20 protein-coding genes and 1 pseudogene are annotated in these 26,725 nt (G+C 70.5%); 14 read left to right on the forward strand and 7 right to left on the reverse strand.

Going from position 1 to position 26,725, the window contains the following annotated elements:
* The first annotated feature begins 122 nt into the window (after nt 1-122).
* On the forward strand, nt 123-662 hold the full coding sequence (locus ADK57_RS40125) for a hypothetical protein (protein ID WP_234390556.1): 540 nt from the start codon (nt 123-125) through the stop codon (nt 660-662).
* Between the two features lie 75 nt (nt 663-737).
* Here ADK57_RS40125 and ADK57_RS40130 read toward each other — a convergent pair whose 3' ends face one another.
* The 3 genes from ADK57_RS40130 to ADK57_RS40135 all read right to left on the reverse strand — a co-directional run bounded on the left by ADK57_RS40130 (nt 738) and on the right by ADK57_RS40135 (nt 2,796).
* Entirely contained in the window at nt 738-1,925 is a 1,188-nt protein-coding gene (locus tag ADK57_RS40130) for a tachylectin-related carbohydrate-binding protein (protein WP_053754664.1), read from the reverse strand.
* A 218-nt stretch (nt 1,926-2,143) separates the two neighbouring features.
* Entirely contained in the window at nt 2,144-2,314 is a 171-nt protein-coding gene (locus ADK57_RS50710; protein ID WP_199830786.1) for a hypothetical protein, read from the reverse strand.
* A gap of 173 nt (nt 2,315-2,487) precedes the next feature.
* A complete protein-coding gene (locus tag ADK57_RS40135) occupies nt 2,488-2,796 on the reverse strand; it encodes a hypothetical protein (protein WP_053754665.1) in 309 nt (102 codons plus the stop codon).
* A 160-nt stretch (nt 2,797-2,956) separates the two neighbouring features.
* On the opposite strand from ADK57_RS40135, the gene ADK57_RS40140 reads away from it, so the two are divergent.
* A complete protein-coding gene (locus tag ADK57_RS40140; protein WP_053754666.1) occupies nt 2,957-3,952 on the forward strand; it encodes a helix-turn-helix domain-containing protein in 996 nt (331 codons plus the stop codon).
* A 179-nt stretch (nt 3,953-4,131) separates the two neighbouring features.
* Here ADK57_RS40140 and ADK57_RS51760 read toward each other — a convergent pair.
* Nucleotides 4,132-4,301: pseudogene (locus ADK57_RS51760) on the reverse strand (molybdopterin cofactor-binding domain-containing protein); the annotation flags it as partial.
* 189 nt (nt 4,302-4,490) lie between these two features.
* On the opposite strand from ADK57_RS51760, the gene ADK57_RS40145 reads away from it, so the two are divergent.
* Nucleotides 4,491-6,458 (forward strand): glycoside hydrolase family 97 protein, encoded by a 1,968-nt coding sequence (locus tag ADK57_RS40145; protein WP_053754667.1) that lies wholly within the window; start codon nt 4,491-4,493, stop codon nt 6,456-6,458.
* A gap of 253 nt (nt 6,459-6,711) precedes the next feature.
* Here ADK57_RS40145 and ADK57_RS40150 read toward each other — a convergent pair whose 3' ends face one another.
* On the reverse strand, nt 6,712-7,734 hold the full coding sequence (locus ADK57_RS40150; RefSeq protein WP_078973599.1) for a LacI family DNA-binding transcriptional regulator: 1,023 nt from the start codon (nt 7,732-7,734) through the stop codon (nt 6,712-6,714).
* Between the two features lie 373 nt (nt 7,735-8,107).
* Here ADK57_RS40150 and ADK57_RS40155 point away from each other — a divergent pair, with 373 nt between their 5' ends.
* The 5 genes from ADK57_RS40155 (at nt 8,108) to ADK57_RS40175 (ending at nt 14,976) form a co-directional block, all read left to right on the forward strand.
* Nucleotides 8,108-9,376, forward strand: a complete 1,269-nt coding sequence (locus ADK57_RS40155) for an ABC transporter substrate-binding protein (protein WP_053754668.1) — start codon at nt 8,108-8,110, stop codon at nt 9,374-9,376.
* 102 nt (nt 9,377-9,478) lie between these two features.
* On the forward strand, nt 9,479-10,351 hold the full coding sequence (locus tag ADK57_RS40160) for a carbohydrate ABC transporter permease (protein WP_053754669.1): 873 nt from the start codon (nt 9,479-9,481) through the stop codon (nt 10,349-10,351).
* A gap of 32 nt (nt 10,352-10,383) precedes the next feature.
* Nucleotides 10,384-11,277 (forward strand): carbohydrate ABC transporter permease, encoded by an 894-nt coding sequence (locus ADK57_RS40165; RefSeq protein WP_053754670.1) that lies wholly within the window; start codon nt 10,384-10,386, stop codon nt 11,275-11,277.
* A 245-nt stretch (nt 11,278-11,522) separates the two neighbouring features.
* Nucleotides 11,523-12,380: a glycoside hydrolase family 43 protein gene (locus ADK57_RS40170; protein ID WP_053754671.1), complete on the forward strand. Its 858-nt coding sequence runs from the start codon at nt 11,523-11,525 to the stop codon at nt 12,378-12,380.
* 115 nt (nt 12,381-12,495) lie between these two features.
* Nucleotides 12,496-14,976, forward strand: a complete 2,481-nt coding sequence (locus ADK57_RS40175) for a carbohydrate binding domain-containing protein (RefSeq protein WP_053754672.1) — start codon at nt 12,496-12,498, stop codon at nt 14,974-14,976.
* A 126-nt stretch (nt 14,977-15,102) separates the two neighbouring features.
* Here the strand turns inward: ADK57_RS40175 and ADK57_RS40180 are convergent, their stop codons facing one another.
* Entirely contained in the window at nt 15,103-17,568 is a 2,466-nt protein-coding gene (locus ADK57_RS40180) for a SpoIIE family protein phosphatase (protein ID WP_053754673.1), read from the reverse strand.
* 176 nt (nt 17,569-17,744) lie between these two features.
* Here ADK57_RS40180 and ADK57_RS40185 point away from each other — a divergent pair, with 176 nt between their 5' ends.
* Both ADK57_RS40185 and ADK57_RS50270 read left to right on the forward strand, forming a co-directional pair.
* Nucleotides 17,745-17,927, forward strand: coding sequence for a hypothetical protein (locus tag ADK57_RS40185; RefSeq protein WP_053754674.1), 183 nt, complete (start codon nt 17,745-17,747; stop codon nt 17,925-17,927).
* Nucleotides 17,928-18,000: 73 nt separating this feature from the next.
* Nucleotides 18,001-18,168 (forward strand): hypothetical protein, encoded by a 168-nt coding sequence (locus ADK57_RS50270; RefSeq protein ID WP_159050227.1) that lies wholly within the window; start codon nt 18,001-18,003, stop codon nt 18,166-18,168.
* A gap of 228 nt (nt 18,169-18,396) precedes the next feature.
* Here ADK57_RS50270 and ADK57_RS40190 read toward each other — a convergent pair whose 3' ends face one another.
* Nucleotides 18,397-20,778 (reverse strand): LuxR C-terminal-related transcriptional regulator, encoded by a 2,382-nt coding sequence (locus ADK57_RS40190; RefSeq protein WP_159050228.1) that lies wholly within the window; start codon nt 20,776-20,778, stop codon nt 18,397-18,399.
* A gap of 409 nt (nt 20,779-21,187) precedes the next feature.
* Here ADK57_RS40190 and ADK57_RS40195 point away from each other — a divergent pair, with 409 nt between their 5' ends.
* The 4 genes from ADK57_RS40195 to ADK57_RS40210 all read left to right on the forward strand — a co-directional run.
* A complete protein-coding gene (locus ADK57_RS40195) occupies nt 21,188-23,917 on the forward strand; it encodes an AAA family ATPase (RefSeq protein WP_053754676.1) in 2,730 nt (909 codons plus the stop codon).
* 581 nt (nt 23,918-24,498) lie between these two features.
* Nucleotides 24,499-25,380, forward strand: coding sequence for a hypothetical protein (locus ADK57_RS40200; protein ID WP_053754677.1), 882 nt, complete (start codon nt 24,499-24,501; stop codon nt 25,378-25,380).
* A 186-nt stretch (nt 25,381-25,566) separates the two neighbouring features.
* Nucleotides 25,567-26,301 (forward strand): SDR family NAD(P)-dependent oxidoreductase, encoded by a 735-nt coding sequence (locus ADK57_RS40205; RefSeq protein WP_063786088.1) that lies wholly within the window; start codon nt 25,567-25,569, stop codon nt 26,299-26,301.
* The coding region (locus ADK57_RS40210; RefSeq protein WP_159050229.1) for an alcohol dehydrogenase catalytic domain-containing protein at nt 26,289-26,725 on the forward strand (437 nt) is incomplete at its 3' end. The genes ADK57_RS40205 and ADK57_RS40210, both read left to right, overlap by 13 nt.

Here is a 26,725-nt window from a genome sequence, read left to right on the forward strand (position 1 = left end):
CACCACCTGAAACGCGAGAGGGCCCCGCCGATTCCGGCGGGGCCCTCTCGCGTTCCGGCCGGCTGTCCCAAAACGGCCACCGCGGAACGCTGTCCTCCCCCCAACAAGATCATCTTGCGTCCGTGCGGTCCACCCGACCCGACCCCGTGACCAAGGGAGCCCCCAGCGTGCAGAAGACCGGCATCAGAATCCTCACCACTGCGGCCGCCGTCGCCGGCAGCGTGCTCCTGGCGGCCGCGCCGGCCGGAGCGGCACCGTACTGGCAGACGGTCTCCACCAACTCCAACTGGAGCTGCGCCGCCACCGTCGTCCACACCGCCAGGGCCGGCGTCGGCTTCCAGGCCTGCATCGTGCGCAACGCCAACGACGACGCCCAGGTCGTGCTGGTGGTCGTGAACAACTCCTCCTCGGCCGTCACCGTCTCGGGGACCGTCACCTCCGAGTTCGCCGCGGAGGCGAGCTGCTCGACGTACAGCCTCGCGGCCGGGGAACGCCGGGGCTGCTTCGGCACGACCGCGCACGTCCCGGACTGCGAGTACGGCGCCGGCGTGCCCGACGACGGCGCGCAGACGTACGGCGGAACCGTCCGGCTCACCGTGAACGGCGTGGCCAACTCCATGAACTCGCCGAAGACCGACTGCATCCAGGTCTTGGAGGGCTGAACTCCGTCGGCCCACGCCAAAAGGGCGGCGCCCCCTCGGTCCGAGGGGGCGCCGCCCTTTTCAAGTCCGTCGGCATCAGTACCAGTTGTTCGCCTGCCAGAAGTTCCACGCGTTGCACGGGGACCCGTAGCGGCCGTCGATGTAGCTCAGACCCCACTTGATCTGGGTGAGGGGGTTTTCCTTCCAGTCGTCGCCCGCGACGTCCATCTTGCTCGCGGGCAGCGCCTGCGGGATGCCGTAGGCGCCGGAGGAGGGGTTCGTCGCGTTCCAGCGCCAGTTGCTCTCGTGGTCCCAGAGCGTCTCCAGGCAGGCCCACTGCGCGGAGGTGGCCCAGGAGGCGTCCTTGTTGTTCATCATCTGCCGTCCGGCGGCCTTGACCTCGGTGATGTTGTCGCGGTCGACCGTGTCCGTGCTGGTGGTGCAGGTGTAGGTGCCCGGCTGGGCGGACAGCAGTTTCTGCGTCCAGCCGCTGGTGTTGACCGGGTCGTCGAGGTGGTACGAGATGTCGGCGCCGGAGCCGTCGGTCGGGTTGGCGTCCTTGTACCAGTACATGGCGCCGGTGGACAGGCGGCCGTAGTAGAGGCCGGCGCCGGGCGAGACGAGCTGGTTGAAGCCGGACCAGCCGGAGGACTTGAGGGCGTTGCTCTTCCAGGAGCCCGCGCCCGTGATCGTGTAGTCGAGCAGCCGTCCGTCCTCGGTGGTGGCGCCGAGCCGGTCGTCGCCGGTGGCGGTGAGGGTCTTCAGGACGAACCCGGTGTCGATCTCGGTGCGCACGCCGATGTGCTGGGAGCCGGCCGGCTTGTCCTCGGTCACGTTGTAGCGCAGCAGCAGACCCGCGGCGGTGGTGCCGTAGAGGTGACCGTGACCGTCGTAGGTGAGCTTGTCGTGGGTCCAGCCGCTTTCGGCGATCTTCACCGGCGCGTTCAGCAGGGCGAGGCTGGTGTTGTTGGTCTTGACGTCGACGCGGTAGAGGGCGCCGGAGGTCGACGTCACCAGGACGGTGTTGAAGTTGAGGGTCGCCATGGCCTTCGGCTCGAAGCCGAGGTCGGGCCCGACGAGCACCTTGGCGAGGTCCCCGGTGGCCGGGTTGATCTGACTGAACGTCAGCCTGCCGTCGTCGAGTACACCGTAGATGTTGACGCTGCCCGAACAGGTGGTGGCCGCTTCGGCCATGGGAGCGGTCACCGTGAGGAGCCCGGCGCTGAGGGCGCCGGCGGCCAGCAGGCCCGCGACTCTACGGCCGGTCTTGCGGATGTTCTTCACTTTTGGGTCCCCCTGGGGCGGTTGCGGTCAGGCAGGCAAGCAGCAGGCAGCAGGCAGCAGGCAGGCATCGGAAGGTGGTCGGCGGGGTGGCCCGAGAGCGGCGGGCCGGGCACAACCGATCACCCACGGCCGGACGTTGGTGGGCGGCGGGGCGTCGAGTTGGCGGCAGGTCGTCGAGTGGACGGCAGGTCGTCGAGTGGGCTGCGGCAGCGAACGGACTACTGCCAGCCGGCGTCCGCCGGGGCGACCTGCCAGCCGGCGTCGGCGAGAACGGAGGAGGCCGCGGCCGCGTCGGCCTCGGAATGGAACGCGACGGCCGGGGCGGCGAGAGACGCCACGATGACAAGGGAGGCGACCGCGGCGGCCTTGGCGAAGCGCGTGCGAAGCATGGCTGTGTCCGTTCCTTCCGAGGGTGAACTGCGGTGTCCGGTCTGGCCCTCGCGTCCCGCGGTGACGCTTCGGCCTGGCCGGTGATCAATAGCTTCGTCGCAGCTCAGGCCCGTGAGAAGGGTTCAGGGATGGACGGAAAGGGCCTTGGACTCATGCGTCCACACCGGCCCCTTCAGTCCACCGGCTGCGGCGCGAAGGCCAGCGGCATCAGCGGCGCCCCGGCCCCGGTCAGCCGTGCCGTGGTCAACTGCGGTACGTCACGCAGCAGTCGGGCACAGACCCGAACCGCCCGCTCCTCCGCCTCCTCCAGCACGCCGGCCAGCACATAGAAGCCGAGCGTGAGTCCGGACGAGGAGCGGGGGTGCACGGCGACGTGCTCGACGCGGTCGCCCGCAGTGATCGCGGAGCGCACCACGGCCCTTATGTCCGGGGGCAGTTGTTCACCTGAAGGCAGCTCCAGATGCGCGTGGACGAGGTACATGCGCTCCAGAGTCTCAACTGATCCTGTCGGCCCGGCAGCTTCACGACTGGACGGTTGCGGCCGGGGCCCGTTCCGTCCTTCCCTGGTGACGATCTCTCACCCCTCTGCGAAGATCTCGCTCGAACAGGGGATGTTCCGTGCAGGAATACTGGGGGATCACATGCTTACCGCACTCGGACTCGACTCCGTCGCGGAGACGGTGTACCGCGCCATGCTCAGACACCCGGCCGCCGGTGTCGCGGCCCTGGCCGATTCCGTGGGGCGGTCCGAGGAAGAGGTGCGGGACTCCCTCGACACACTCAGCGAGCTGGCTCTGGTGCGCCCCGCCGCCGGAGACGCGGGCCGGCTCCGGGCCGTCTCCCCGGACATCGGGATGGAGATCCTGATGGCCCGGCAGCAGGCCCAGCTGGCAGCCCACCAGCAGCGCCTGGAAGCCTCGCGGGCGGCCGCGGCCCAGCTCATCTCCGAGTACGCCGAGCTCCGTCCGGCCATCAGCCATCCCGGCGTGGAGCAACTGGTCGGCCTCGACCAGATACGCGACCGGCTGGCCGTGCTCACCCGTGAGGTGAGCGAGGAGTTCCTGGCCTTCGCCCCGGGCGGGCCCCAGACCGCGGAGAACATGGCCGCGTCACGGCCGCTCAACCAGGATCTGCTCGGCCGCGGGGTGCGCATGCGCACGATCTACCTGGACAGCGTCCGCACCAACCGGCCCACCGTCGAACACGCCGACTGGCTGGCCGGGCTGGGCGGCCAGGTCCGCACGGTGCCCTCGCTGCCGACACGGATGATCCTCATGGACCGGCGGGTCGCCATGATCTCGGTCAGCAGCGACGACACCGCCGCGGGCGCGGTCCTCCTGACCGGCCAGGGCACACTCACCGCGCTGTGCGCGCTCTTCGAGGCCACCTGGGAGGCCGCCCAGCCGCTCGGCCAGGTCGTCCCCACCGACCCGAACGGGCTCACCGGCCAGCAGGTGACCGCCCTGCGCCTACTGGCCGAGGGGCACACCGACGAGGCGATCGCCAAGCGGCTCGGGGTGTCGCATCGCACGGCCCGGCGGATCGCCTGCGAACTGATGGACCGCCTCGGCGCACGCAGCCGCTTCGAGGCCGGTGTACGCGCCGTTCAGCAGGGCTGGCTCCCGACCCGCCCTTGACACACCTCCGGCCCGGAAACCACGAGGGCCGGCCCAGGGCCGGGTAGCCCCGTCAAGGCCGCAGTGCTCCCCGGGGTCCCCTCGCGGAGCCACCGACACCCGCGGGTTCGGCACACACCGGCGTTCATCCCCGGCGGCTGCGCCTGATCCGGCTCCGGGGGCCTGGAGTCAGGAACGTCCATCTGCCCGCGGCTCAGGACCAGTTCGACCGGCGGCCCGTCTCACGGGCCGCCATCGCGGCGACGACCGTGTGCGGCCGGCAGCGCAGCCCGCTGCCGAAACCGCCGCCGACGAAGAGGGAGACGACGCGCACGGAGTCCATGGGCAGGTCGAACACCGTGGCGAGTTCGGTCTGCCCGCCACCCGCGTGCGCCCGTGATTTTCGGGGGACGCGGGATCTTGACCCGGGTTTCCTCAGCACGTACGTTCCCCACGTCGGTAAACGGTTACTACCAAAATTCTGTTGCCCACGCCGCGCCTACCGACGTGACTCTCGAGCGTCTGCCGACGCCATCCTCAAAGGAGAGGTCCCTTCACGATGAGAGCTGCAGGAGACCAGGAAGAGCCCGCCGCGGACAGAGACGGCCGCTCGGGGGCGCTGTCCCGCCGGGGGATGCTCAAGGGCGCGGCCGTCACCGCCGGGATGGCGGCGATGGGGCTGGGTGCCACGCGGCCGGCCCACGCGGCGGACGCCCCGGTCCGCGCGACCGCACGGATGGCCGGCACGTCCATCACCATGTCGGTGGTGAACGGGGCACTTCAGTGGTCCGCCGAGCGCAACGGCAAGACGGTGATCGACGCCTCGGCGCTGGGGCTCAGGCTGAGCGACGGGACCGTACTCGGCAGCGACGTGGGCGTGACGCTCAACCAGCACTGGACCGTTCACGACACCTGGTCCCCGGTGTACGGGCGCAACGCGAGCGTCACCGACCTCTACCAGGAGCAGCGCTGGAACCTTCAGGACACCGCTTCGGGCATCCGTTTCAGTGTCCAGATCCGCGCGTACAAGACCGGCGTGGCCCTCCGCTACGTCCTGCTCGACAAGGGCACCGCCACCATCGCCGACGAACTGACGACGTTCGTCTTCCCCGACGACACCACGGTGTACAGCGCCCGCGACGAGGACGCCTACAACCCGGTGGCCCCCGACGCGATCCCCTCCACCGGAACGTCGAGCACCGACCAGGGCCCCCTGACCGACCTGCCGCTGACCGCCGCCCTCCCGGATGGGCGCATCGCCTGCATCTGCGAGTCCGCCCGGCTGAACTTCCCGCGTCTGATGCTCAGTTCGGTTCCCGGGCAGCCGGGCACCCTCTCGGCGTTCCTGATGGAACACACCGCCCGCGGATCCGGGCCGGTGGAGACGACGTCCACGGTCACCACTCCGTTCGCGACGCCGTGGCGCGCGGTGGTCATCGGGTCCACGCATGCCGAACTGGTCGACAACGCCGAGCTGGTGCTCAATCTGGCCCCGGCCACCGCCCTGGCCGACACCTCGTGGATCAAGCCGGGCAAGGTCTTCCGCTGTGAGCTGTCCACCGCCGCCGGCCTCGCGGGCGTCGACTTCGCCGTGGCCCGCGGCATCGACTACATCGAGTACGACGCCGGCTGGTACGGGCCCGAGTTCACCACCACCGACGCCACGACCCCGATCGCCGCCATCGACATGCCGGCCGTCATCTCGTACGCCGCGAGCAAGGGCATCGGCGTCTTCCTCTACGTCAACCGGCTCGCCCTGACCGACGCGGACGCGCTGTTCGGCCTCTACAAGAGCTGGGGCGTCGAGGGCATCAAGCTCGGCTTCATCAACGACGGCACCCAGACGATGACCAACCAGATCACCGGCTGGGCCGAAACCGCCGCCAAGTACCGGCTGCTGATCGACATGCACGACGACGTCCGGCCGTTCGGCTACGAGCGCACGTACCCGAACTACATCAGCCTGGAAGGGGTGCGGGGCAACGAGCAGTTCCCGACCGCCACCCACAATGTGACGCTGCCCTTCGCCAGGAACATCGGCGGTCCGCTCGACTACACCATCTGCTACGGGCAGTCCCGCAACAAGACGACCAACGCCCATCAGATGGCGATGGCCGCCGTGTACTACCAGCCGCTCAACTTCCTGTTCTGGTACGACAAGCCGTCCAAGTACGCCAACACCGCGGGCTGGCCCGGACTGCCCTGGTTCAACGCCGTCCCCACGACCTGGGACGAGAGCAGGACCCTGGCCGGATCGATCGGCGAGTACGTCGCGGTCGCCCGCCGCAACGGCTCCACCTGGTACCTCGGGGCGATGACCAACGAGACGGCCCGGACGCTGTCACTGCCGCTGTCGTTCCTGGCCGACGGAACGTACACGGCGACCATCTACGCCGACGGGACGCCGAACGCCAGCCCGTTCCGGACTCCCGTCGTGGTCAGCACCGAGACCGTGACCTCGGCGACCACGCTGAACGCGGTCATGGCCAATGCGGGTGGCGTGGCGGTCATCCTGAAGCCGAACTGACCTCGGGCACAAACACACCCGGGCGGACGCCGCCTGCGGCCGGACGCCGGCCGCAGGCGGCGTCCGCCTCTCGACGGTCCCGAAGCCGACCGACGACGGGCTTGCCGCCCCCCGCATCCCGCCCGGCCCGCCGCGCAGCTCCTGCGATCCGTGGCGTCCCGTGCCGCAGGAGCCGGTGCCACGCCGCGCCGGTCCGGTGCCGCGCGACGCAGGTCACGCCGCACCGCCGCGGGTCACACCGCGCCGCCGCGGGTCACGCCGCACCGCCTCGGGCCGGCGGGGCGGTCGAGTTGCGGACCACGAGCTCCGTGCCCACCTCCATGTGCTCCATGAGCAGCCGCTGTCCCTCGATCACGGACAGCAGCGCACGGGCCGCTTTCTGACCCATGTCGTGCAGCGGCTGACGCACGGTGGTCAGGCCGGGGAAGCTCTGCGCCGCCTGCGGAAGGTCGTCGAAGCCGACGACGGAGAAGTCGCTGGGCACGTTGAGGCCTCGCGCCCGGGCGGCGTCGACGGCGCCGAGCGCCATCAGATCGGCACCGGCGACGATCGCCGTCGGACGGTGGTCGTCGATCAGGCGTGCGGCGGTGCGGAAGCCGCAGGCATAGGAGAAGTCGCACGAGGCGACCAGCTGTTCCTCGACCTTCAGCCCGGCGAGCCGCATCGCGTCCTCGAAGCCCTGAAAGCGGAGGGACGTGCTTTCGAGGTCCTCCTCGCCGCGGAGGTAGGCGATCCGGGTGTGCCCCAGGTCGATCAGGTGCTGGGTGCCCTGGCGCATCCCGTGGTAGTTGTCGACGGTCAGACGGGGCAGCGGTACGTCCAGGCGCCGAGGATCGATGATGACGCAGGGCAGTTTCTGCCGGCGCAGCAGTTTGACCGTCTCGTCCTCCAGGACGGGCGCGATCATGAGGACACCGTCGACGAGGCCGTGTGCCAGGAACTCGATCCGGTCCTTCTCCCGCACCGCGTCGTGGTACGTGGCGTTGACGAGCAGTTCCTGCTCGGCACTGGCCAGCTCGTCGGCGACACCGCGCAGGATCTCCAGTCCGTACTGACTGGTCAGATCCAGCGCTATGAGGCCGATGAGCCCGCTACGGCCGGCCTTGAGGTTGCGGGCCGCGACGTTCGGCCGGTAACCGAGCCGCCCGGCCACCTCCATGACACGGCGTCGGGTCTCCTCGGAGGCCCCCGGCTTGCCGTTCATGACGTTGGACACGGTCATCGCGGAGACGCCGGCCTCCTCGGCCACCTGCGCGATGGTCACCCGCCCTGCCACCCGAACTCCTTCTGCCTCACGCATGGAAACACTCAGGAAACTGTAACGATAAGGCAGTGAGCGCGTCAACGAAACCTGCAAGGACGCAGCACCGAAAGCCCACTCAATAGTGCATATACATGAACATTCAGCCTGCGATCCCGAAGAACACGCCCACCCAAGCCGCACCTCCCGGCCACGGAAAGTTACGTATAGATGTCCGCTAAGTTTTGCGTTACAGTCCCCGCCATCGGTACGTAACGTGCCGCAAACTCGGGTCGACCGGTCCCTTTCCGCATGTATCAAGACTTCCCCCACACGGAAACCGACCAGCCCGTGCAAACCCCTTCAGAGATGGCAAGTCGGTCCGTACCGACGATGGGTGAGGTGTGCAATGAAGCGTTCTGGGAGACGTCTCGCGGTCGCCACCGCGGTCGCCGCCATGGCGATACCGCTGGCCGCGTGCGGAGGCGGGTCGTCCGGCGCCTCCGACGGCGGCAAGGTGACCATCCATGTGCAGGCGTGGAAGGGTGGCGGCGCGGAGCCGGCGAACGTCGCGGAGATCAACAAGGCGTTCGAGAAGGCCCACCCCGACATCAAGGTCGACTTCGAGTACATCACCGCGAACGACACCTACGTCCAGAAGCTCCAGCCCGAGCTGCTCGGCGGCAAGGCCGGCGACGTGATCATGGTCGACACGGACAAGATGAAGAAGTGGGGTGCCTCCGGCTACCTCGCCGACCTGTCCGGTGAGTCGTGGGCGAGCAAGATAGCCCCTGACGCCAAGCCGTTCGCGCAGGCCGACGGCAAGACCCTCGCGATGCCGATGGAATTGATCGGCATCGGCCTGTACGCCAACATGGACCTGCTGAAGAAGGCGGGCGTCACCGAAGTCCCCGCCGACTGGCCGACGTTCCTCGCGGACCTCGCCAAGGTCAAGAAGGCCGGCATCAACCCCATCGCGCTGCCCGACAAGAGCGGCTGGACCGGCAGCTCCGTGTTCCAGGCGAGCGGTTCGACCCTCGTCTACGACAAGAACAAGCAGTGGGACGCCGATTTCCTGGACGGCAAGGCCTCGTTCAACCCCGACTGGAAGGCACCGCTCGAGCAGTTGAAGACCCTGGAGGACAAGGGGTACGTCAACTGGAAGAACGAGATCGGTGTCGACGAGTGGTCGCAGGGACCGCAGGACTTCAGCGCGGGCAAGAGCGCCTTCTGGTACCAGGGCGCGTGGCAGGTATCCAACGTCAAGAAGGCCGGTTTCCCGGTCTCCTTCGCGCCCTGGCCGGGCGGTGCCACGGGCACCCAGCCCAACAGCATGCTGTTCTCCGGCACGATGTGGGGCGTCAACTCCCAGTCGCAGCAGGGTGACGCGGCGCGCGAGTACGTCAAGTTCTGGTCGCAGAGCGCGAACCTCGCCAAGTACCTCGAGGCCGAGCACGCGGAATCGCCCTTCACGGGCGGCACGACCCCGGAGAGCACCGAGACGACGGCCTTCACCACGGCCTTCAAGGAAGGCCGTTACCGGATCCTCCCGTCCAACTCCTGGTACGCCGCGGCAGCCGAGACCGAGACCGGCTCCAAGATCCAGGCGTACCTGCTGGGCCAGGCGTCCGCCGCGCAGACGCTGAAGGACATCGAGACCGCGGCGTCCGCGAAGTAACCCGGCCACCCCTGGTCAGCCGTGGTGGGGGGCGCGGTCGGCGGCTCCTGACCGCCCCGCCCCCGCCCCCGCCACGGCCGTCCGGGCAAGAGGAGGATCCCCGTGTTCCACCGACGGCGTGCCACCATGGCCGCCTTCCTGCTTCCGGCGATCGTCGTGTACGGCGTGTTCATGCTGTATCCGCTGGCCCGCGGCATCTATCTGAGCATGACCGACAGCCTCGGCGGCCCCATCGCCAACTTCGTCGGCACGGACCAGTACCGCGCCATGGCCGACGACCCGAAGGTCACCGCGGCCCTGTGGCACACCGTGCTGTACGCGGCGGTCGTCGTGGTCGCGCAGAACGGCCTCGGGCTGCTCTTCGCGAGCCTGCTGTTCCGCCGCCCCAAGGTCCGCAAGACGCTCAGCGTCGTGCTGCTCACGCCCACCCTGATCTCCCCGGTGATGGCCGCCTTCATCTGGTCGTACCTGTTCGCCCCGACCGGCGGCATCAACGCCCTGCTGGACATGATCGGCCTGCACGGCCTGGGCCACGTCTGGCTCGGCGACACCTCCACCGCCCTCTACTCGGTGGCCGCCGTCAACATCTGGATGTTCACCGGCTACTCCTGTGCGATCTTCCTCGCCAGCTACATGAGCATGCCGGCCGAACTGCTGGAGGCGGCCGCGCTGGACGGCGCGCGCGGCTGGCGCCGCTTCGTCAGCATCGAGTGGCCGCTGCTCGCCCCCGCGCTCACCGTCAACGTGACGCTCAGCCTCATCGGCTCACTGAAGGTCTTCGAGTTCCCCCTCGTGCTGACCAACGGCGGCCCGGCCGGCTCCACGGACACGCTGACCCTCCTCGTGTACCGCAATGTCTTCGGCGGCGGGAAGTTCGCCTACGGAGTCGCGCTGTCGGTCGTCCTCCTCGTGACCGTGGTCGTCCTGTCCAGCGCCACCTCCTCCCTGCTCCGGCTCCGCGAACGACGCATCTGACGGCACGAACAGGAAACTGACGGATCGCCACCATGACTTCAGACATCTCTTCGCCGCCCACCGGAACGCGGCCCGCTCCCACCGGCACGACCTCGCCCCACCCGCTGCGCCGACTCGGCGGCGGTCTCGGCACCGTCCTGCTCTGCCTGGGCACCCTGTTGTTCGTCCTGCCGTTCCTCTTCACGGTCGTCACCTCGCTGCGCACGGCGGCGGACGTGGCCCGCTCCCCCCTGGGCATCCCGCACTCGCTGACCTTCAAGAACTTCACCGACGCGTTCAGCCAGATCCACTACGGGCGGAGCACCCTCAACACCCTGCTGATCACCGGGCTTTCGTGTGTGGCCATCACCGTGTTCGGCTCACTCGCCAGCTATCCGCTGGCCCGGATCACCCAGCACTGGTCCACCGCGATGTACCGGCTGTTCATCCTGGGGACGTCGATCCCCGTGTTCGTCGTGGTGGCGCCTCTGTACCTGCTGATGCGCGACCTCAACCTGCTGGACAGCTACGCGGGCGTGGTCTTCATCTACACGGCCCTGTACCTCCCGGTCGCCGTGTTCTTCTACACCAGCTTCATCCGCTCCATCCCGGTCGATCTGGAGGAGGCCGCCTCGCTCGACGGCTGTGGAGCCTTCCGTACGTTCTTCACGATCATCCTGCCGCTGCTGCGGCCGGTGACCAGCACGATGCTGACCTTCGTCGCCCTGCAGGTCTGGAACGACCTCGTGGTGCCCCTGGTGTTCCTCCAGGACCCGGACAAGCGGACCGTCATGGTGAACGCCTACTCCTTCATCGACCCGCACACCGTGCAGCCGACCACGCTGTTCCCCGCCGCCCTGCTCGGTGTCCTCCCGCTGCTGCTGATCTTCGTCTTCTTCCAGCGCCAGGTGGTCGCCGGCATGTCCGCGGGAGCGGTCAAGTCCTGAACCCGGGCACCTCCGTGCCCATCGAGAACCACGCGCGGGCGACCCGACGGACCAGCCGCTGAGCACAGCGGCCGCGCTCCGCGTCCGGCGTCCCCGACACCCGGGCGCTCAACCGCCCGCCACATCACCCCCGTTCCCTCGGTCGTCCATGCCCTCACCCGCCGATCCGCGGCTTCCAAGTCACCCGACGACCCCACCGTCCAGGGGCACCCGCGCCCCGACGTCCCGGAAGGACCATCCCGCCGATGTACGTGGTCTCATACTTCACCGACGCCGACGAGGCCCTGCATCTCGCCTACAGCCATGACGGCGAGGAATTCGCCGCGGTGAACGACGGTCTGCCCGTTCTACGGGGCACGGTCGGCACCGGCAGACTGCGCGACCCGTTCATCGGGGTGGGCCCGGACGGCCTGTTCCATCTGCTGGCCACCGACGGCTGGACGAGCCCCTGCATCGTCCACGCCACGTCGGCCGACCTGCTCACCTGGTCGGCTCAGGAACTCATCCCGGTCATGTCCGGTGTCGAGGGAGCCCACAACGCCTGGGCCCCGGAGTTCTTCCTGGACCGCGGGACCGGGCTGTACCACCTCATCTGGTCGTCGGTCGTCGAGTCCGGGAGCACGGCCGAGGGCCGCGACTTCGAGCACATCGGGCAGGACCACCGCATCTGGCACTGCACCACCGAGGACTTCAGAACGTTCTCGGCCCCCGGTCTCTTCTTCGACCCCGGTCACTCGGTCATCGACGCCACCGTGCGGGAGGTGGACGGCGGCGGGTTCCTCATGGCCTTCAAGGACGAACGCGGCACCAACGACCTCGCCACCGCCCACAAGGACATCCACCTGATCGCCTTCGACACCCCCGGAGGTCCGTACAGATCCTCCGTGGGACCGGTCACTCCCTCGGTGGTGGAAGGGCCGTCGATCTTCCGCCGCGAAGACGAGCTGGTCATGATCTACGACCACTTCCTCGAAGGGAGGTACGGAGCGGCCCGCAGCAAGGACGGCGTGGACTGGGAGCCCGTCTCCCTGGCTCTGCCGCCGGGCATGCGGCACGCCTCCGTCCTCGAAACGCCCCTCCTGGCGTCACTCCCCACACGCTGAAGCGCCCGGCCACAGATTCCGGGCGTATCCGCTTCGGCCGACCCGCCCGGTGCAGGAAGACCCGCGTCGCGTCCCGCGACCCGGAGGACACATTCACCCAGCAAGGAGCGTCGCAATGAAGCGTCGCAGATCGGACCGCCCCGGCCTCAGGGCGTCCCGCGTCCTCACCCTGCTCGCCACGCTGGCGGGCGCCCTCCTCCTCCCGGCCCCGGCCGCCATGGCAGCCGGCACCACCTACTACGTCAACTGCTCGGCCGCGACCAACGGCAGCGGCACCCAGTCCAGCCCCTGGAACTCCGTCGCCGGCGTCAACAACACCACCTTCGGCGCCGGCGACAACATCCTCTTCGCCGCCGGCACCACCTGCACCGGCCAGCTCACCCCCGGCGGCTCGGGCGCCTCCGGCAGCCCCGTCACCATGGGCGCGTACGGCACCGGCGCCAAGCCGGTCATCAACGCGAACGGCGCGACCGGCCCGGTCATCCACCTGCTCAACCAGCAGTACTGGGAGATCGGCGGCCTGGAGCTGACCAACGCGGCCTCCTCGCCCGCGTACCGCTCCGGTGTCCTCGCCGAGAACAGCTCCGGCGGCGTCCTGCACCACATCCGGGTGCACGACATGAACATCCACCACATCAGCGGCTGGTCGGGCGGCTGGTACTCCACCAACGCGGGCGTCGGCGTCCAGACCGACCACACCACACCCGTCTCCACCTTTGACGACGTGGTGGTCGAGAACAACACGTTCGACCACGTGGACCGGATCGCCGTAGCCGTCACCCCGGACGGGGACGGCCAGGGCACCGGCCAGACCACGGGCACGGTCATCCGCGGCAACACCATGACCTACGACGGTGCCGACGACATCCTCGTCGTCAAGAACGACGGCGCCCTCATCGACGGCAACAAGGCCGGCTACGGCGGCGCGAAGGCCAACTGCCCGCCCTCCGGCCAGTACTGCAACGGCGCCTCGGCCGGCATCTGGATGTCCGGCAGCAACGACACCGTCGTCCAGAACAACGAGGTCTACTGCCACGTCAACGGCGCCGACGGCACCGGCTACGACGTCGACTGGGGCAACCACAACACCACGTTCCAGTACAACTACAGCCACCAGAACCTCGGCGGCTTCATGCTGATCATGCCGCCGTTCTCGATCGCCAACGAGCCCACCTCGACCGTCCCCAGTGACGGCACGGTGATCCGCTACAACATCAGCGAGAACGACGGCACCAACGCCGGCTGCCCCGCCGCGGGCACCCCGACCCACGGCACGGGCGTCTTCCACCTCGTCGGCAACATCCCCAACAAGAGCGGCAGTTCGGTCGCCGTCCCGCTGATCTACAACAACAGCATCTACGTCAACAAGAGCGGCCTGAACACCCCGATCCTGTACTCGCGCCGGGGCGGCAGCGTCACCGGAACGCTGTCCTTCCGCAACAACGCGGTGTTCAACTACGGCACCGGCGGCTACTTCACCACCAGCGCCGGTTCCGTCTACTCCAACAACCTCTTCTACGGCACCCACCCGTCCTCCGAGCCCGCCGACTCGGCGAAGGTCGTCACCGACCCGCAGTTCCGCAACCCCGGCAACGCGGACGCCTCCTCCTCGTTCACCGGCGCAGGCGCCTACCAGGTCCACCCGTCCTCTCCGGTGATCCGGGCCGGTACGGTCATCAGCGGCAACGGCGGCAAGGACGCCTTCGGCAACACCGTCTCCGCGACGGCCGCGCCCAACATCGGCGCCTACAACGGCACCGGCGGCAACCTCGTCTCCAACGCGGGCTTCGAGTCGGGTGCGATGAGCCCCTGGACCAACAGCGGCGCCGCCCCCTCCGTCACCTCCTCGGGCGCCCGCACCGGCACCTACGCACTGACGACCCAGGCAAGCGGCAGCGGCGCCAACCAGAACCTGACCGGCCTCAGCCCGAACACCACCTACCTCCTCACCGGCTGGGCCAAGGTGGCGAACGCCGGGGAGACCCTCGCGATCGGCGTCAAGAACTACGGCGGCACGGAGACGTTCACCAACGTCGCCACGACGTCGTACTCCCAGGCCGCGGTGCTGTTCACCACCGGCAGCACCAACACCTCGGCGCTGGTCTACTGCTGGAAGAACACCGGCGGTACGGGCACCGGCAACTGCGACGACCTCGCGGTGGAGCGGATCTCCACCCCGGCCAACATCCTGACCAACGCGGGCTTCGAGACCGGCTCCCTGAGCCCGTGGACCCGCAGCGGCAGCGGTGCCCAGTCCAACGTGGTCGCCTCCAACGCCCGCACCGGCACCTACGCCCTGCAGACCGGTGCCGCCACCAGCGGTGTCGAGCAGTCCGCCACGGGCCTGACCTCCAGCGGTACCTACCTGCTGGCCGGCTGGGCCAAGGTCGCCAGCGGAAGTGAGCAGGTCGCCGTCGGTGTGAAGAGCTTCGGCGGCACCGAGACCTACCTGCGCACCTCCAGCACCGCCTACGCCCAGCAGCCCGTCTTCTTCACCACCGGGAGCACCAACACCTCGGCCGCGGTCTACTGCTACAAGGACGCCGGTTCCTCGGCCGGTTACTGCGACGACTACACCCTGATCAAGATCTCCTGACGGCACCCACCCTTCAGAAGAAAGCTTTCTCCACAGCGGGCGGGCCGGGGTCACCCCGGCCCGCCCGCCTCACTCACGCCACGAGCACCGGTCACGGACGGCCGCGCGGGACCTAGAGGATCCGGTTCAGGCGATGAGAGACGGTGGGGCGGGGTCGATGCCCTGTTCCGCCCAGATCGTCTTGCCCATGGGGGTGGGGCGGGTGCCCCAGCGCCGGGTCAACTGGGCGACCAGGAGCAGGCCGCGGCCGCCCTCGTCGTAGGAGCGGGCGCGGCGCATGTGAGGTGCCGTGCTGCTGGCGTCCGAGACCTCGCAGATGAGGCTCGCGTCGTGGATGAGACGCAGTTGGATGGGCGGCTCGGCGTGCCGGATGGCGTTGGTGACCAGCTCACTGACGACCAGCTCCGTGACGAAGGCCGCCTCGGACAGACCCCAGGAGGCCAGTTGGCCGACCGCCCTCTTGCGGGTCTCGGCGACGGCGGACGGATCGGGGGTCACGTCCCAGGTGGCGACCCGGTCGGCGTCGAGCGCGCGGGTGCGGGCGACGAGCAGGGCGACGTCGTCGGTGGGCCGCTCGGGGAGTACGGCTCCCAGCACCGTGTCGCACAGAACGTCCAGGGACGCGGCGGGACCGGCGAGGGCCCGGCGCAGCCGGAGGACACCGACGTCGACGTCGGTGTCCCGGGATGCGACCAGGCCGTCGGTGTAGAGAGCGAGCAGGCTGCCCTCCCGCAGTTCGGTCTCGACCGACTCGAAGGGAAGTCCGCCCAGGCCCAGTGGGGGCCCCGCCGGAAGGTCGAGCAGTTCCACGGTGCCGTCCGGGCTCACCACGATCGGCAGCGGATGCCCGGCCCGGGCGACCGCGCAACGGCGGGACACCGGGTCGTAGACGGCGTACAGACACGTCGCTCCGACATCTCCCGTGGTTTCCCCGTCCCCGACGGTCCGCTCCCCGCCTTCCGCCTCGATGGCCAGATGGCCCACCATGTCGTCGAGGTGGGTGAGCAGTTCGTCGGGAGGCAGATCGATGTCGGCCAGGGTGCGTACGGCGGTACGCAGCCGGCCCATGGTCGCGGAGGCGTGGATGCCGTGACCCACGACGTCGCCCACGACCAACGCCACCCTGGCGCCGGACAGCGGGATCACGTCGAACCAGTCGCCGCCCACCCCGGCGCGGGCGCCGGCCGGGAGATAGCGGGAGGCGACCTCCACCGCGGCCTGCTCGGGCAGGCTCTGCGGCAGCAGGCTGCGCTGCAGGGTGACGGCCGTGCCGCGTTCGCGGGTGTAGCGCAGGGCGTTGTCGATGCAGACCGCCGCCCGGGCCGCCAGTTCCTCGGCCAGAACCAGGTCGTCCCGCTGGAACGGGTCGGGGTGCCGGTGACGGGCGAAGACGGCGACACCCAGGGTGGTTCCGCGCGCCGAGAGGGGCACGCTCATCGCCGAGTGGAAGCCGAAATCGCGGATCCGCGAGGTCCGGAGCGGATCCTGGGCCACCCAGTCGGCGATCGCGGGTTCGGTCACCTGGTGCAGCACGGCGCGTCCCGACCGCAGACTCTCCACCGGCGGGGATCCGTCCGGGTACTCGTCCACCTCGCCCGGCGCGACGACCGCCTCGGGGCTCCCCGGATACACGGACTGGTGGGCGACGCGCCGCAGGGCGAGGGAGCCGCCCGCCGCCGGAATCGCCGGGGGTTCGTCGTGCAGGTCGTCGAGGGACGCCAACAGGTCGACGCTGATGAAGTCGGCGAGGTCCGGGACCGCCACGTCGGCCAGTTCCTGCGCCGTCCGCGTCACGTCGAGGGTGCTGCCGATGCGCCGGCCGGCCTCGGCGATCAGCTGGAGGCGCGTGCGGGCCCAGTACTGCTCCGTCATGTCGTGCCCGGTGGAGGCCACGCCCAGGACGCGGCCGTCCGGTTCCTCCAGGCGGTAGAAGTGGACCGACCAGGCGTGTTCACGGGTCTCGCCGGGGGCACGCGCATGGTTTTCCATGTACTGCGGCTCGCCGGTCTCCAGGGCCCGCAGCATCAGCCGCTCGACCTCCCCGACCATGGGGTCGTCCAGCACGTCCGACATCCGCAGCCCGCGCATGTCGTCGTCGCTCAGGCCCAGTGCGCCCTGCGAGGAGCGGTTGGAACGGCGGAAGCGCAGGTTCGTGTCGTGCACCGAGGTCGCGCAGAACGGGGACAGAAGCAGACCCTGCCGCACGAGCGCGTCGTCGTCGGGGTGGGGCTGCGACCCGGTCACGGCTGACACCAGGAGCCAGTCGCGGGCCCCGGCGTCCGGCGTCCTGTGATGCGCCAGGACCCTGGCCTCGATGCGGCGGCCGTCACGGTGCCGGAGGGCCAGCGTGCCGTGCCACCTCGGCAGCTCCGCAAAGGGCGGGAGATCGCTCGCCGCGGGCTCCTCCGCGAGAAGTGAGGCGGCCGGTCGGCCGAGGATCTGCGCCGACGCGTACCCGAGCAGGCCTTCGGCGCCGTCACTCCAGCCGGTCACGGTGCCGTGTTCGTCGACGGTGGCGCGCGCGGTGAGCGCCTCACCGACGAGATCCGGGCCGGGACTCGCTCCCGGGCCGCCGACGATACGCCGCTCCATGGCCGCTCATCTCGCTCTCGCCGAACTCTCCCACCCCACCGATGCTGTCACCGTTCGGGACTGGTGTCGCCGCGACGCTTTGAGGCAGGGAAAGAACTTGCTTGACTCAAGTAAGCGAGATGTGGTTGCCTAACTCAAGCAACAAAACCCCTACTGCTCCCCGAAAGGTCACTCCCATGAAGGCGCTCCTCTCCTCCCGTCCCGTCCTGTGGTTCCTCTTCCTGTTCAACCTCACCGTCGCCGCAGTCGCCCCCTTCGCCATCGACGGCACACAGGGCCTGATGACCAGCGCCGGCATGGGCATCGTCTCCCTCGGCGCGGGCACCAGCCTCATCCGCAGTCGCGGACAGCGAGCCTGACCGCCTCCCTCCCCGACGACGACACGTACGCCATCCACCTCTTCGATCACCCCCGACCGCAGGAGCGTCCGTCATGCCGCACACCACCACCGCAGCGACCAAGGAATCCCGCACCCGTCGACCGGCACACACCACCCCCGGCCCCGCCCGGCGCACGCCGACCACCAGCACGAACGTCACGCCCCTGTGGCAGGGCCTGGTCACCCTCTTCGCCCCGGCGAAGGGCAGTGAACAACTCTGAGCGCGCGCGTTCGCCTCCCGTCACCCGCTCCGGAGCACACCTCAGGTCAGTGACCTGGGGTGTGCTCCGTCTCTACAGGTCCTCGTCACCGAACGGGAGAGCGTCCAGGTCTCCGTCGAATGCATCCGCGTTCGGGAACATCAGGGACAGGGCTTCGGACGGCCCGTCGTGCCGGCTGCCCGGGCCGAACAGTGACCGCCTGCGCCCCGTCCCTGACGCGCCGTGGGCTCACAGGTGGAGTCGACCGGTGAGCATCGCCATGGCGAGTTCGACCCGTGAGCCCTGCCCCGTCCGTGAGAACAGTCTCGACAGCCGTCCCTCGACGCTCTTCTCGCTGGTCCTGAGGACCTTGGCGATCTGCCTGTTGGTCAGGCCCTCGGAGACGAGTACGGCGAGCAGCCGCTCGTTCTCCGCCGCGGTGGCCTGCCGCCCGGGCACCGCCACTCCGTGCGTGCGCATGACGGTACGCAGCCAGAACCGGGGCATCAGCGCGTCGAGTTCGCCGAGCATGGTGTAGGTGTCGCGCAGCATGGCCGGGTCGCCCATGCCGTAGCGGATCAGATGCGACAGTACGGAGCTCTCCTCCAGAGGCTGCCGCCGCTGCTGGGCCAGTCGCCGCGCGGCCCGCGCGGCGCCGTGGTCGGTGTGCACGGCCGCGTGCAGGACGAGCCGGGTCATCTCGGCCCGCTCGGTGCCGAGCCGGCGGGCGACTCCCTCGACCTTGGCCAGGCACTCCTCCAGGACCTCGGGCCGGCCGACGTGCATCGCGACGTCGGCCACCCGCAGCCACAGCGTGTCGGTCCCCGCCACCACGCCGTCCGACTCGGCGCGGCACACGGCCGCCCGCAGCAGCGACCGCGCCTGTTCCACCTCTCCGCACACCAGTTCACGCAAAGCCTGGGCGGAAGCGAGCAGGTGAGGCAGCATCGGCTGCCTGGCGCCGGCCAGTGCGAGAAGTTCGCCCGCGCGGGTGAGCCTGCCGCTGCACACCAGCAGGACCGCCGCGTGGTGGTACATCGCGCTCTGCACGGCGTCGCAGGTGTGCACGCCGGTGACCGCACTCCGGCGCGCCAGGTCCATCGCTTCCCGCGGCCGCCCCCGGTGGAGGGCGATGAGCATCCGGCTGGGCAGGCCCAGCTGCCTCGGGCTCCTCCCCGTGTCGGCGAGCAGTTGTTCGGCTCGGCGGATCTCGCCCAGCGTCAGCAGCTCGGCGACCCGGGAGTGCACCTCGGCGGCCGTCGCCCCTCCCGCACGGTGACGGGTGGGCAGGGTGGCCCTGCTGCGCTCCGTCCCGTCCCTGATGCCCAGCCACAGCTCCGCCGTCGAGGCCAGGAACTCGGCCTTCCACTCGGTCAACCCGCTCTGGTCGTGCCGCCGGACCGCCCCCAGGAGGTCACAGACCTCACGCCAGCGGCCGAGCAGCAGCAGGGCACATCCGCGGGCGACGGCACGCTCCAGCGGCCCGCCCGCGCCGGGCTCCTGGAGCGTGCCGTCGGCCGCGATCTTTTCGAGCGTGGTGAGTTCGCCCGCCCGGTACAGGGCGGCCAGGTACGCGAAGCAGACGTCGAGCAGCTGGTCCGGGCGCAGTTGGTCGCGGTGGGCCCGCAGGAGGAGCTGCAAGGAGCTCAGGCCCTCCTCGGACCTGCCCTGCGCCAGGCAGATCTTGGCGTGTTCCAGCAGCAGGCGGGGCCGCTCCACCTGGTCCGTGGTCAGATCGGCGGCGGCCCGCAGCCACCGCACGGCACGGTGGTCGTCGTACGCCTGGTCGCCGTTGTGGTGCGCCAACCGCTCGGCGGCGGCCAGCAGGTCGGTCCTCGCGCGCTCGGGTTCCACCAGTCTTCCCGCGGCCGCGATCTGCTCGGGAAGGTAGGAGGGATCGGCGCAGCTCGCGGTGCCCTGCCACAGCGCGGACACGGCGATCCGGGCCAGGCTCCGCCGCTCGTAGGGGCCGAGCGACGCCCCGACGGCGGCCCGGGCCAGCGGCAGCCGGTACTCCCAGGCGGAGTCCGACCGGCGGTAGCGCAGCACGCCGGCCTCTGCCAGCCGCGTGAGCAGGTCACGGGCTTCCTGCTCGGAGACGTCGAGAGCCTCGGCCGTCAGCCGTGGCACGGCCTCGCCGAGCGGGCCCAGCACGGCCACCGCCTTGGCGGCTTCCCAGACCGGGCCGTCCGCCTCACGGACGGGCAGCACCAGTTCGTCGATGGCGGACGGGCGAGGGTGGGAGTCGCCTCCCACGAGATGGGCGTGCCGGTCGACGACCCGGATGAGGCCCTGGTCCCGGGCGGTCCGAAGCACCGCGCGCGCCGCGGCGGGCCAGCCCCGGGTGAGGTGCCACACCCAGGCGACCAGGGCCGGTTCGGCCCTGGCCTCGATCTCGGCGGTGATCATGGCGCCGAGCCGGCGCGGCGACAGTGGGCGCAGGTTCACATGGTGGACCAGCCCGTCCCGCCGCAGCCGGCCGAACACCGCGGCGAACGCGGCGCGGGACGCCCGGGGCACGGGCAGCGTGACGCTGCACACGCAGCGCGTGTTCGTCCCATCCAGCTGCCGGGCCAGGCCTTCCAGCGAGAACAGCTCGTCCGGGGAGAGGCACTGGAGATGCCTGAGCACCAGTACCGTTCCGCGGTTCCCGCCCGCGACCGCGCGCCGGAGCAGCCGGTCGGACAGTTGAAATTTCGGTGAAGAATCAGCGAAGGAAATGCGCACCATTTCCGAGCCCGCCCCCAGGGCATCCGCGCTGAACTTCCTGTCGTGCAAGGACAGTTCATCGAAAACGGATCCGAGTTCCATGACGGAGGGACCGCTCACCACGACGAGTTTCGGGGATCCGGGCGCGCGGATGGCTGCGAGCGTTTCGACGGCAACGCGTTCGTAAGGCGGGACGCTATGCGCTGTGTGCATGAATCCTCGCTGGGTCACGGGGGTCAACCAGATGCTAGCGGGACGCGTCTGTCCGGCGAGGAGAGCCGATGGACGGCAGGGGAGGGCGGAAGTGGTGGTGCCGAGAGGGGGCCGAGCCATGTGCGGCAGGGACGCGGAACTGTCGGCCGTCGACGAGGTGTCCGGGCGCCCGGCGCTGCTCCTCGTCCGTGGCCAGCCCGGCATGGGGAAAACGACCCTGCTGAGGGAAGTCCACCGCACCTGGCGCACCCGCGGCCCCGGCATCGTACGGATTCGCTGCTCTGCCGCCATTCCACGGTGGGACCTGTTCGGCGCGCGTGCGGTACTGAAAGCGTTCCGGAATGCCTTTCCCGACATCAGGGATTCCCCGCCGACCGACACGATGGCCGCGGTGAACCGGTTGTGCCGACCGGAAAGCTACGGCTCGGCCCGGGCACGGTCCGCCCTCTTCGCCGAACTGGTACGGCTTTTCGCGCACCTCGCCGGGAGCGCTCCCGGCGCCGTACTGATCGACGACGTGCACGCCGCTCCCGACCCCGCGCTCATCGTGGCCGCCGCCCACCGCGTCGGCTGCACGGTCGTGGCGACGTACCGCGAGGACGGGTGGGCCGGCGGGCCGACCCGTTCGGCCTCGCTGGGCACCTTCGCGGACCGCGTAGTCGACCTGGGCCCCCTGCCGGACCACCGGATCGACGACCTGCTGGCCCACGCCGCCCCCGAACCGCTGGACGAGGCCGTGGCACCCGCGCTGCGCGCCGCGCTGGGCCCGCTGGCCGGAAACCCGGGCACCGTTGTGGACACCTTCGAGGCACTACGCCGCGAAGGCCGCCTCGTCCGGTTCCAGGGCCACCTGTGCCTGAGCGACCCCGCGACCGAGCCGGCGCTGCCCCCCGGCCACGCCCTGGTGCGGCGGGTCGCGGAGTGCGGTGGCACCGGCAGGCAGCTGCTCGCGCTGACCGCCTCGGCCGGCCGCTTCTCCATGGACGACCTCCCGGACTTCGCCGCGGCCACCGGCCACGATCTCGCCGCCTGCGGCCATACCGTGGACCGTCTCGTCACCGCCGGCGCTCTGGTGTGCGACGACAGCGGGGTACTGCGCGTCTCCTGCCCCGCGCTGGTCCCCGCCGTACTGCCCGGCACGGCCCGCGAGGAGGCGGCCGAGGTGCACCGCGCGCTCGCCGTACACCTGCTGCGGGGCGACCGCACACCGGCGCCGGACCCGATGGTGGAGCACGTCGCGCTCGCCGGCTCCGCGCTGCCGGCCACCCCCTCCGTCGTACCGCTCCTGGAGCGCGAGGCCGCCCGGGCCCTCGCGACGTGCCCCGTCCGGGCCGCCCGCTGGTACCGGGCCGCCCTGCGCCACTGCGAGCCCGGTGACCCGGCCGGCTCCCGCATCCTCGCCACCCTGTTGCCGCTGCTGGTGCGGTCGGGCGACTACGCGGGACTCGCCGAGGCCGTGGCCGAAGGGGTGCGCGCCGACGGTGGCGGTCCCGAGCCCGGGAAGTCGGCGGCGTACGCGGCGCTGGCCGCCGTCCACACCGGGCGTCCGGTGCCGGCTCCGGTGCACGAGGCCCTGGCCGGCGACCCGGCGGCCGACGGCGCGCTGGAGTTCGCCGCCCGCTGGTTCACCGGCCGGGAACCGCTCCGGGCGAGCGAGGCCGAGTCCGTCTTCGCCTGCCTGCGCCCGGACGTTCCCGCCGCGGACGAGCCCTTCGAGGACGACCCGCCCGGCACCGACGCGACCGGCACGGACACGACCGACGGCGACACGCACGCCACCGACACGCACGGCACCGACACGACCGACGGTGACACGACCGAGGGCGACCGCTTCGATCCGGTGGCACTCTTCCGGCGGGTGCTCGGGCCCGCGGTCTACGGCGACCCGGTCACCGGCCCGCTGGCGGCCTACGCCCGCATCATGCGGGACTACCGGCACGGGAGCTGGGCCGGCATCCCGGCCGAGGCCCGCGCACTCGAACTGGCGGGCCCGCTCCACACCCCCGTCGACCACGCCGTCCGCCTGATCGCAGCGGAGGTGTACTCGGCCCTGGGCGACTTCGAGCGGAGCGCCGCGTGGTGGGAACTGACGGGGGACGACTGCCCGTTGCCCGCGCTGCGCACCTGGGCCGCCATGGGCCTCGCCTACCGGAGCGGGGACTGGGAGCGGGCCCGGAAACTGGGCTGGGCGTACTGCGAAGGGTCGACGGAACAGGCCGACGAGGGACGCATGGCGGGCATCGGCTGGCTGCTGTGCCGGCTCGCGTTCGTCGAGCGGAACGGCGGCGGTCGTCAGAAGCTGCTGCCCCGCCTGCGGGCCGAAACGGAACGGTGGCACGCCCGACTGGGCGGAACGGCGCTACAAGCGACCGCGCTCATCGTCCGCGCGCTCGACGAGCGCGACGTCGCCATCGCGCACAAGGCGGTGGAGTTCACACGCGCGCGCGGGGACCGGAGCGAGCTGATGCGGGCGTGCATGACCGCCGCGTGCCTGGCCGACGATCCGCGGCCCTGGTTCCAGGAGGCCCACGAGATCGCCCGGAGCCTCGGCGACGACCTCCAGCGGACGACGATCACGGAGTCGATGCGGGCATCCGGCGTGGCCCCGCCTGACGACCACACCGGCCGCACCGGCCCCGCCGCCCTGTCCGGCCTCGAAGGGCCCATCTCCGCCCTGGTCGGGCGGGGCCTGACCAACCGGCAGGTCGCGAGGGAACTCGGGGTGAGCGAGAAGACCGTAGAGAACAACCTCACCCAGGTGTTCGCGAAGACGGGCTGCCGCTCACGGCTGGACCTGGCGCTGGCCGTGATGGAGGGCCGCCTCGCCGCGTTCCTCCCGCGTTCGTGAGGGATTCCCCCCGGGAAGAGGCCGTGCTCTCTGACCAGGAGGTCCAGTCCACCAGGATGTCCCCAGAGGCGCCCCTTCCGCCTCACGGCACGTCCAGCACACCAGCACGGAGGTACGGCATGACCCCCCACACAACGCCGCGCAGCACGACGACGAAGCGGGCGCCCCTGAAGTAGTACGGGCCGCAGCCCGCGCCATGTTCGCCGGCCTGACGGCCACCCTCGTACAGGCCGCCGGCTCAGTGCTCGGACGACCCGCGTAGCGGCTCGCTTTCGACCACGCCGGCCCCGCCGCCCCCGTCCAGGACCAGACGGTGAAGACCAGCGGCCGGGCGAAGCCTGCGACAGCCCCATCGGCGTCATCGACCCGATGGCCTTCCGTTCCCTTGCATCCCCAGGCCGGTCGGCCGGTCCGCGCTCGGTCGAGCCCGCGGACCCGACCCGGCGATCAACTTCTGTACCCCGACGGGGAGTTCCCCGCCGGAGCGGAGCTCTGCCCCGTTCCGGCGACGTGCGGCTCTTCGCGCAACCGGTTCCCCCACTCTCACACCTTCGGGCTTCCCGCCCCCAGAAAGGAAGACCATGAAAGACAGGGCCAAGGTCGAGGACCTGCTCGTCGCGTCGGATCTGCAGGTGCAGACCTCGGAGACCGCGTGGAAGCACGTCAGGGCCGAGTACGTCGACATCATCGACGACATCCTCGCGACGCTGGCACCCAGCGGACCCTACGCGTACACCGTCAGCCCCTCGGTCGAGGAGGGCAAGGAACTCCCGACCCAGCGCATCGTCACGACGTTCGACGAGATCGCCGCTTCCTACCGTGGCATGCACCGGTTCGCCGCCGTGGTGGCGATCCGTCCCGTGGCGGAGATCAACGCCTCCTGGTACACCTTCGTCAGCGGCCGCGGCCGCGGGCGCCTCAAGCAGACCGGCGAGGAGAGCGAGCGGCCGGTCGTCGTGATCTTCCCGACGATGGGCTCCGAGGGCATCACCGGCGAGCTGTTCTGGGGCCGGACCCAGCAGGGCAGCATGCCGGGAGACCCTGCCGACGGGGTGCTGGCCAGCCGGTACGCCGTGGCAGAGCTGCACGAGACCCTGCTCGACGCGTATCGCAAGGGCGATGTCGACGCGATCGTCGAGAAGGCTCACCCCGAGATCCAGGGGGGCGTGCGTGACTACGTGTCGCATTCCGGGACCCTGCCCGAGATGCACACCAAGGACGACCTGCGGGCCCACCTCGAGGCCTTCTACGCGGAGTACTCCGTCCGCTCGATCGAGGTCGTCAACCAGCACTTCGACGACTGGTTCTTCTTCCACGAGCTGCGGTGGACGGTCGAGGCACGGCGCGGCCCGAACGCCGGAGCCTGCTTCCGCTACCACACCGCCGAGTACGCCGAGGTGTCGGCCGCCGGACTCGTCGTCGCGCACATCGGTCACGGCACGGACCAGATCAAGCTCGGCTGATCCGGCTTCCGGACCGCAGTCACCACCCCGCAGACCGGGGGCGCCCTGAGCGGAGGCCGTCCCCGCCGCGCCGGAACCCGTGGGGACGGGGCACGGCGCTCCCTTCGGGTCCGGCGGCCGGGACAACTCCCCTGTCCCGCCGCCGGACCCGAGGCAGACACAGCCGGCCGAGAAGGAGCACCCACCATGAGCACCGGTCTTCACGAGCGCAGCGTCGTCGTCACCGGCGCCGGGTCGGACGTCGGCCGGGCCGCGGCCGTGCGGTTCGCGCGAGAGGGCGCCCACGTGCTGGTCGCCGACCCGAGACGGGCGGGCGCCGAAGAGACCGTCAAGGCCGTCGCGGACGTGGGAGGCACCGCCCTCGCGGTCATCGGCGACCTCAGCGACCAGCAGGTCGTGGACCAGGTCGTCGACACCGCCGTCGATGCCTTCGGCGGCGTGGACGTCCTCGTGCACCACTCCGGGCTCATGGGGTGGATGTCGGCCCTCGGCGAGACCGACGACGCCGAGTGGTACCGCGTCGTCGAGGTCAACCTGACAGCGCCGTTCCTGCTGACCCGCGCCGTACTGCCGCACATGCTGGCCGCGGAGCGCGGCTCGATCGTCTTCACCGTCTCCGGGACCGGCCTGCGCGGCGCCGCCGGAGCGGCCTGCGCCGCCTCCAAGCACGGCGTCATCGGGCTGGTCGGATCTCTCGCCACGGCCTACCTCGGCGCCGGCATCCGCGCCAACGCCGTCGCCTCCGGCGACACCACCACCGCCGAGAGCCAGGCCGCCACCATCGTCTTCCTCGCCTCCGCCGCCGCCGACGGCATCAACGGCGCCGTCCTGCCCGTCGACGACGGCTGGTCCGGCGTCGGCGACTTCCTTCCCACCTGTATCCAGCAGCCTCTGAAAGCGAGTTCCTCATGGCCACGATGAAGTGTGTGCAGACCGGTGCCGTCGGCAAGGTCGACGTGGTGGACGTCGAGCGCCCGGTGCCCGGACCGAAGGACGCCCTGGTACGGATCCGGGCGTGCGGCATCTGCGGCACCGACGTGACCTTCCTGCACATGGGCGGCATGCCGGCCCGCGCACACGCGGGCGGCGAACTGGTCCCCGTGGCCCTGGGTCACGAGCCGGCGGGCGAGATCGTCGAGGTGGGCGCCGAGGTCACCGACCTCAAGGTGGGCGACCGCGTGGTCGTCAACCCGCAGGACGCCCCGAGCGGCATCATCGGCTGCGGCGGCAAGTACGGCGGCATGAGCGAGTACCTGCTCATCGAGAACGCCGAGGTCGGCAAGAGCGTCGCGGTCTTCCCCGACCACGTGCCCTTCGCCGTCGCCGCCCTCAACGAGCCGATGGC

Origin of the sequence: Streptomyces sp. MMG1533 (genome assembly GCF_001279775.1) — a bacterium.
Classification (GTDB): Bacteria; Actinomycetota; Actinomycetes; order Streptomycetales; family Streptomycetaceae; genus Streptomyces.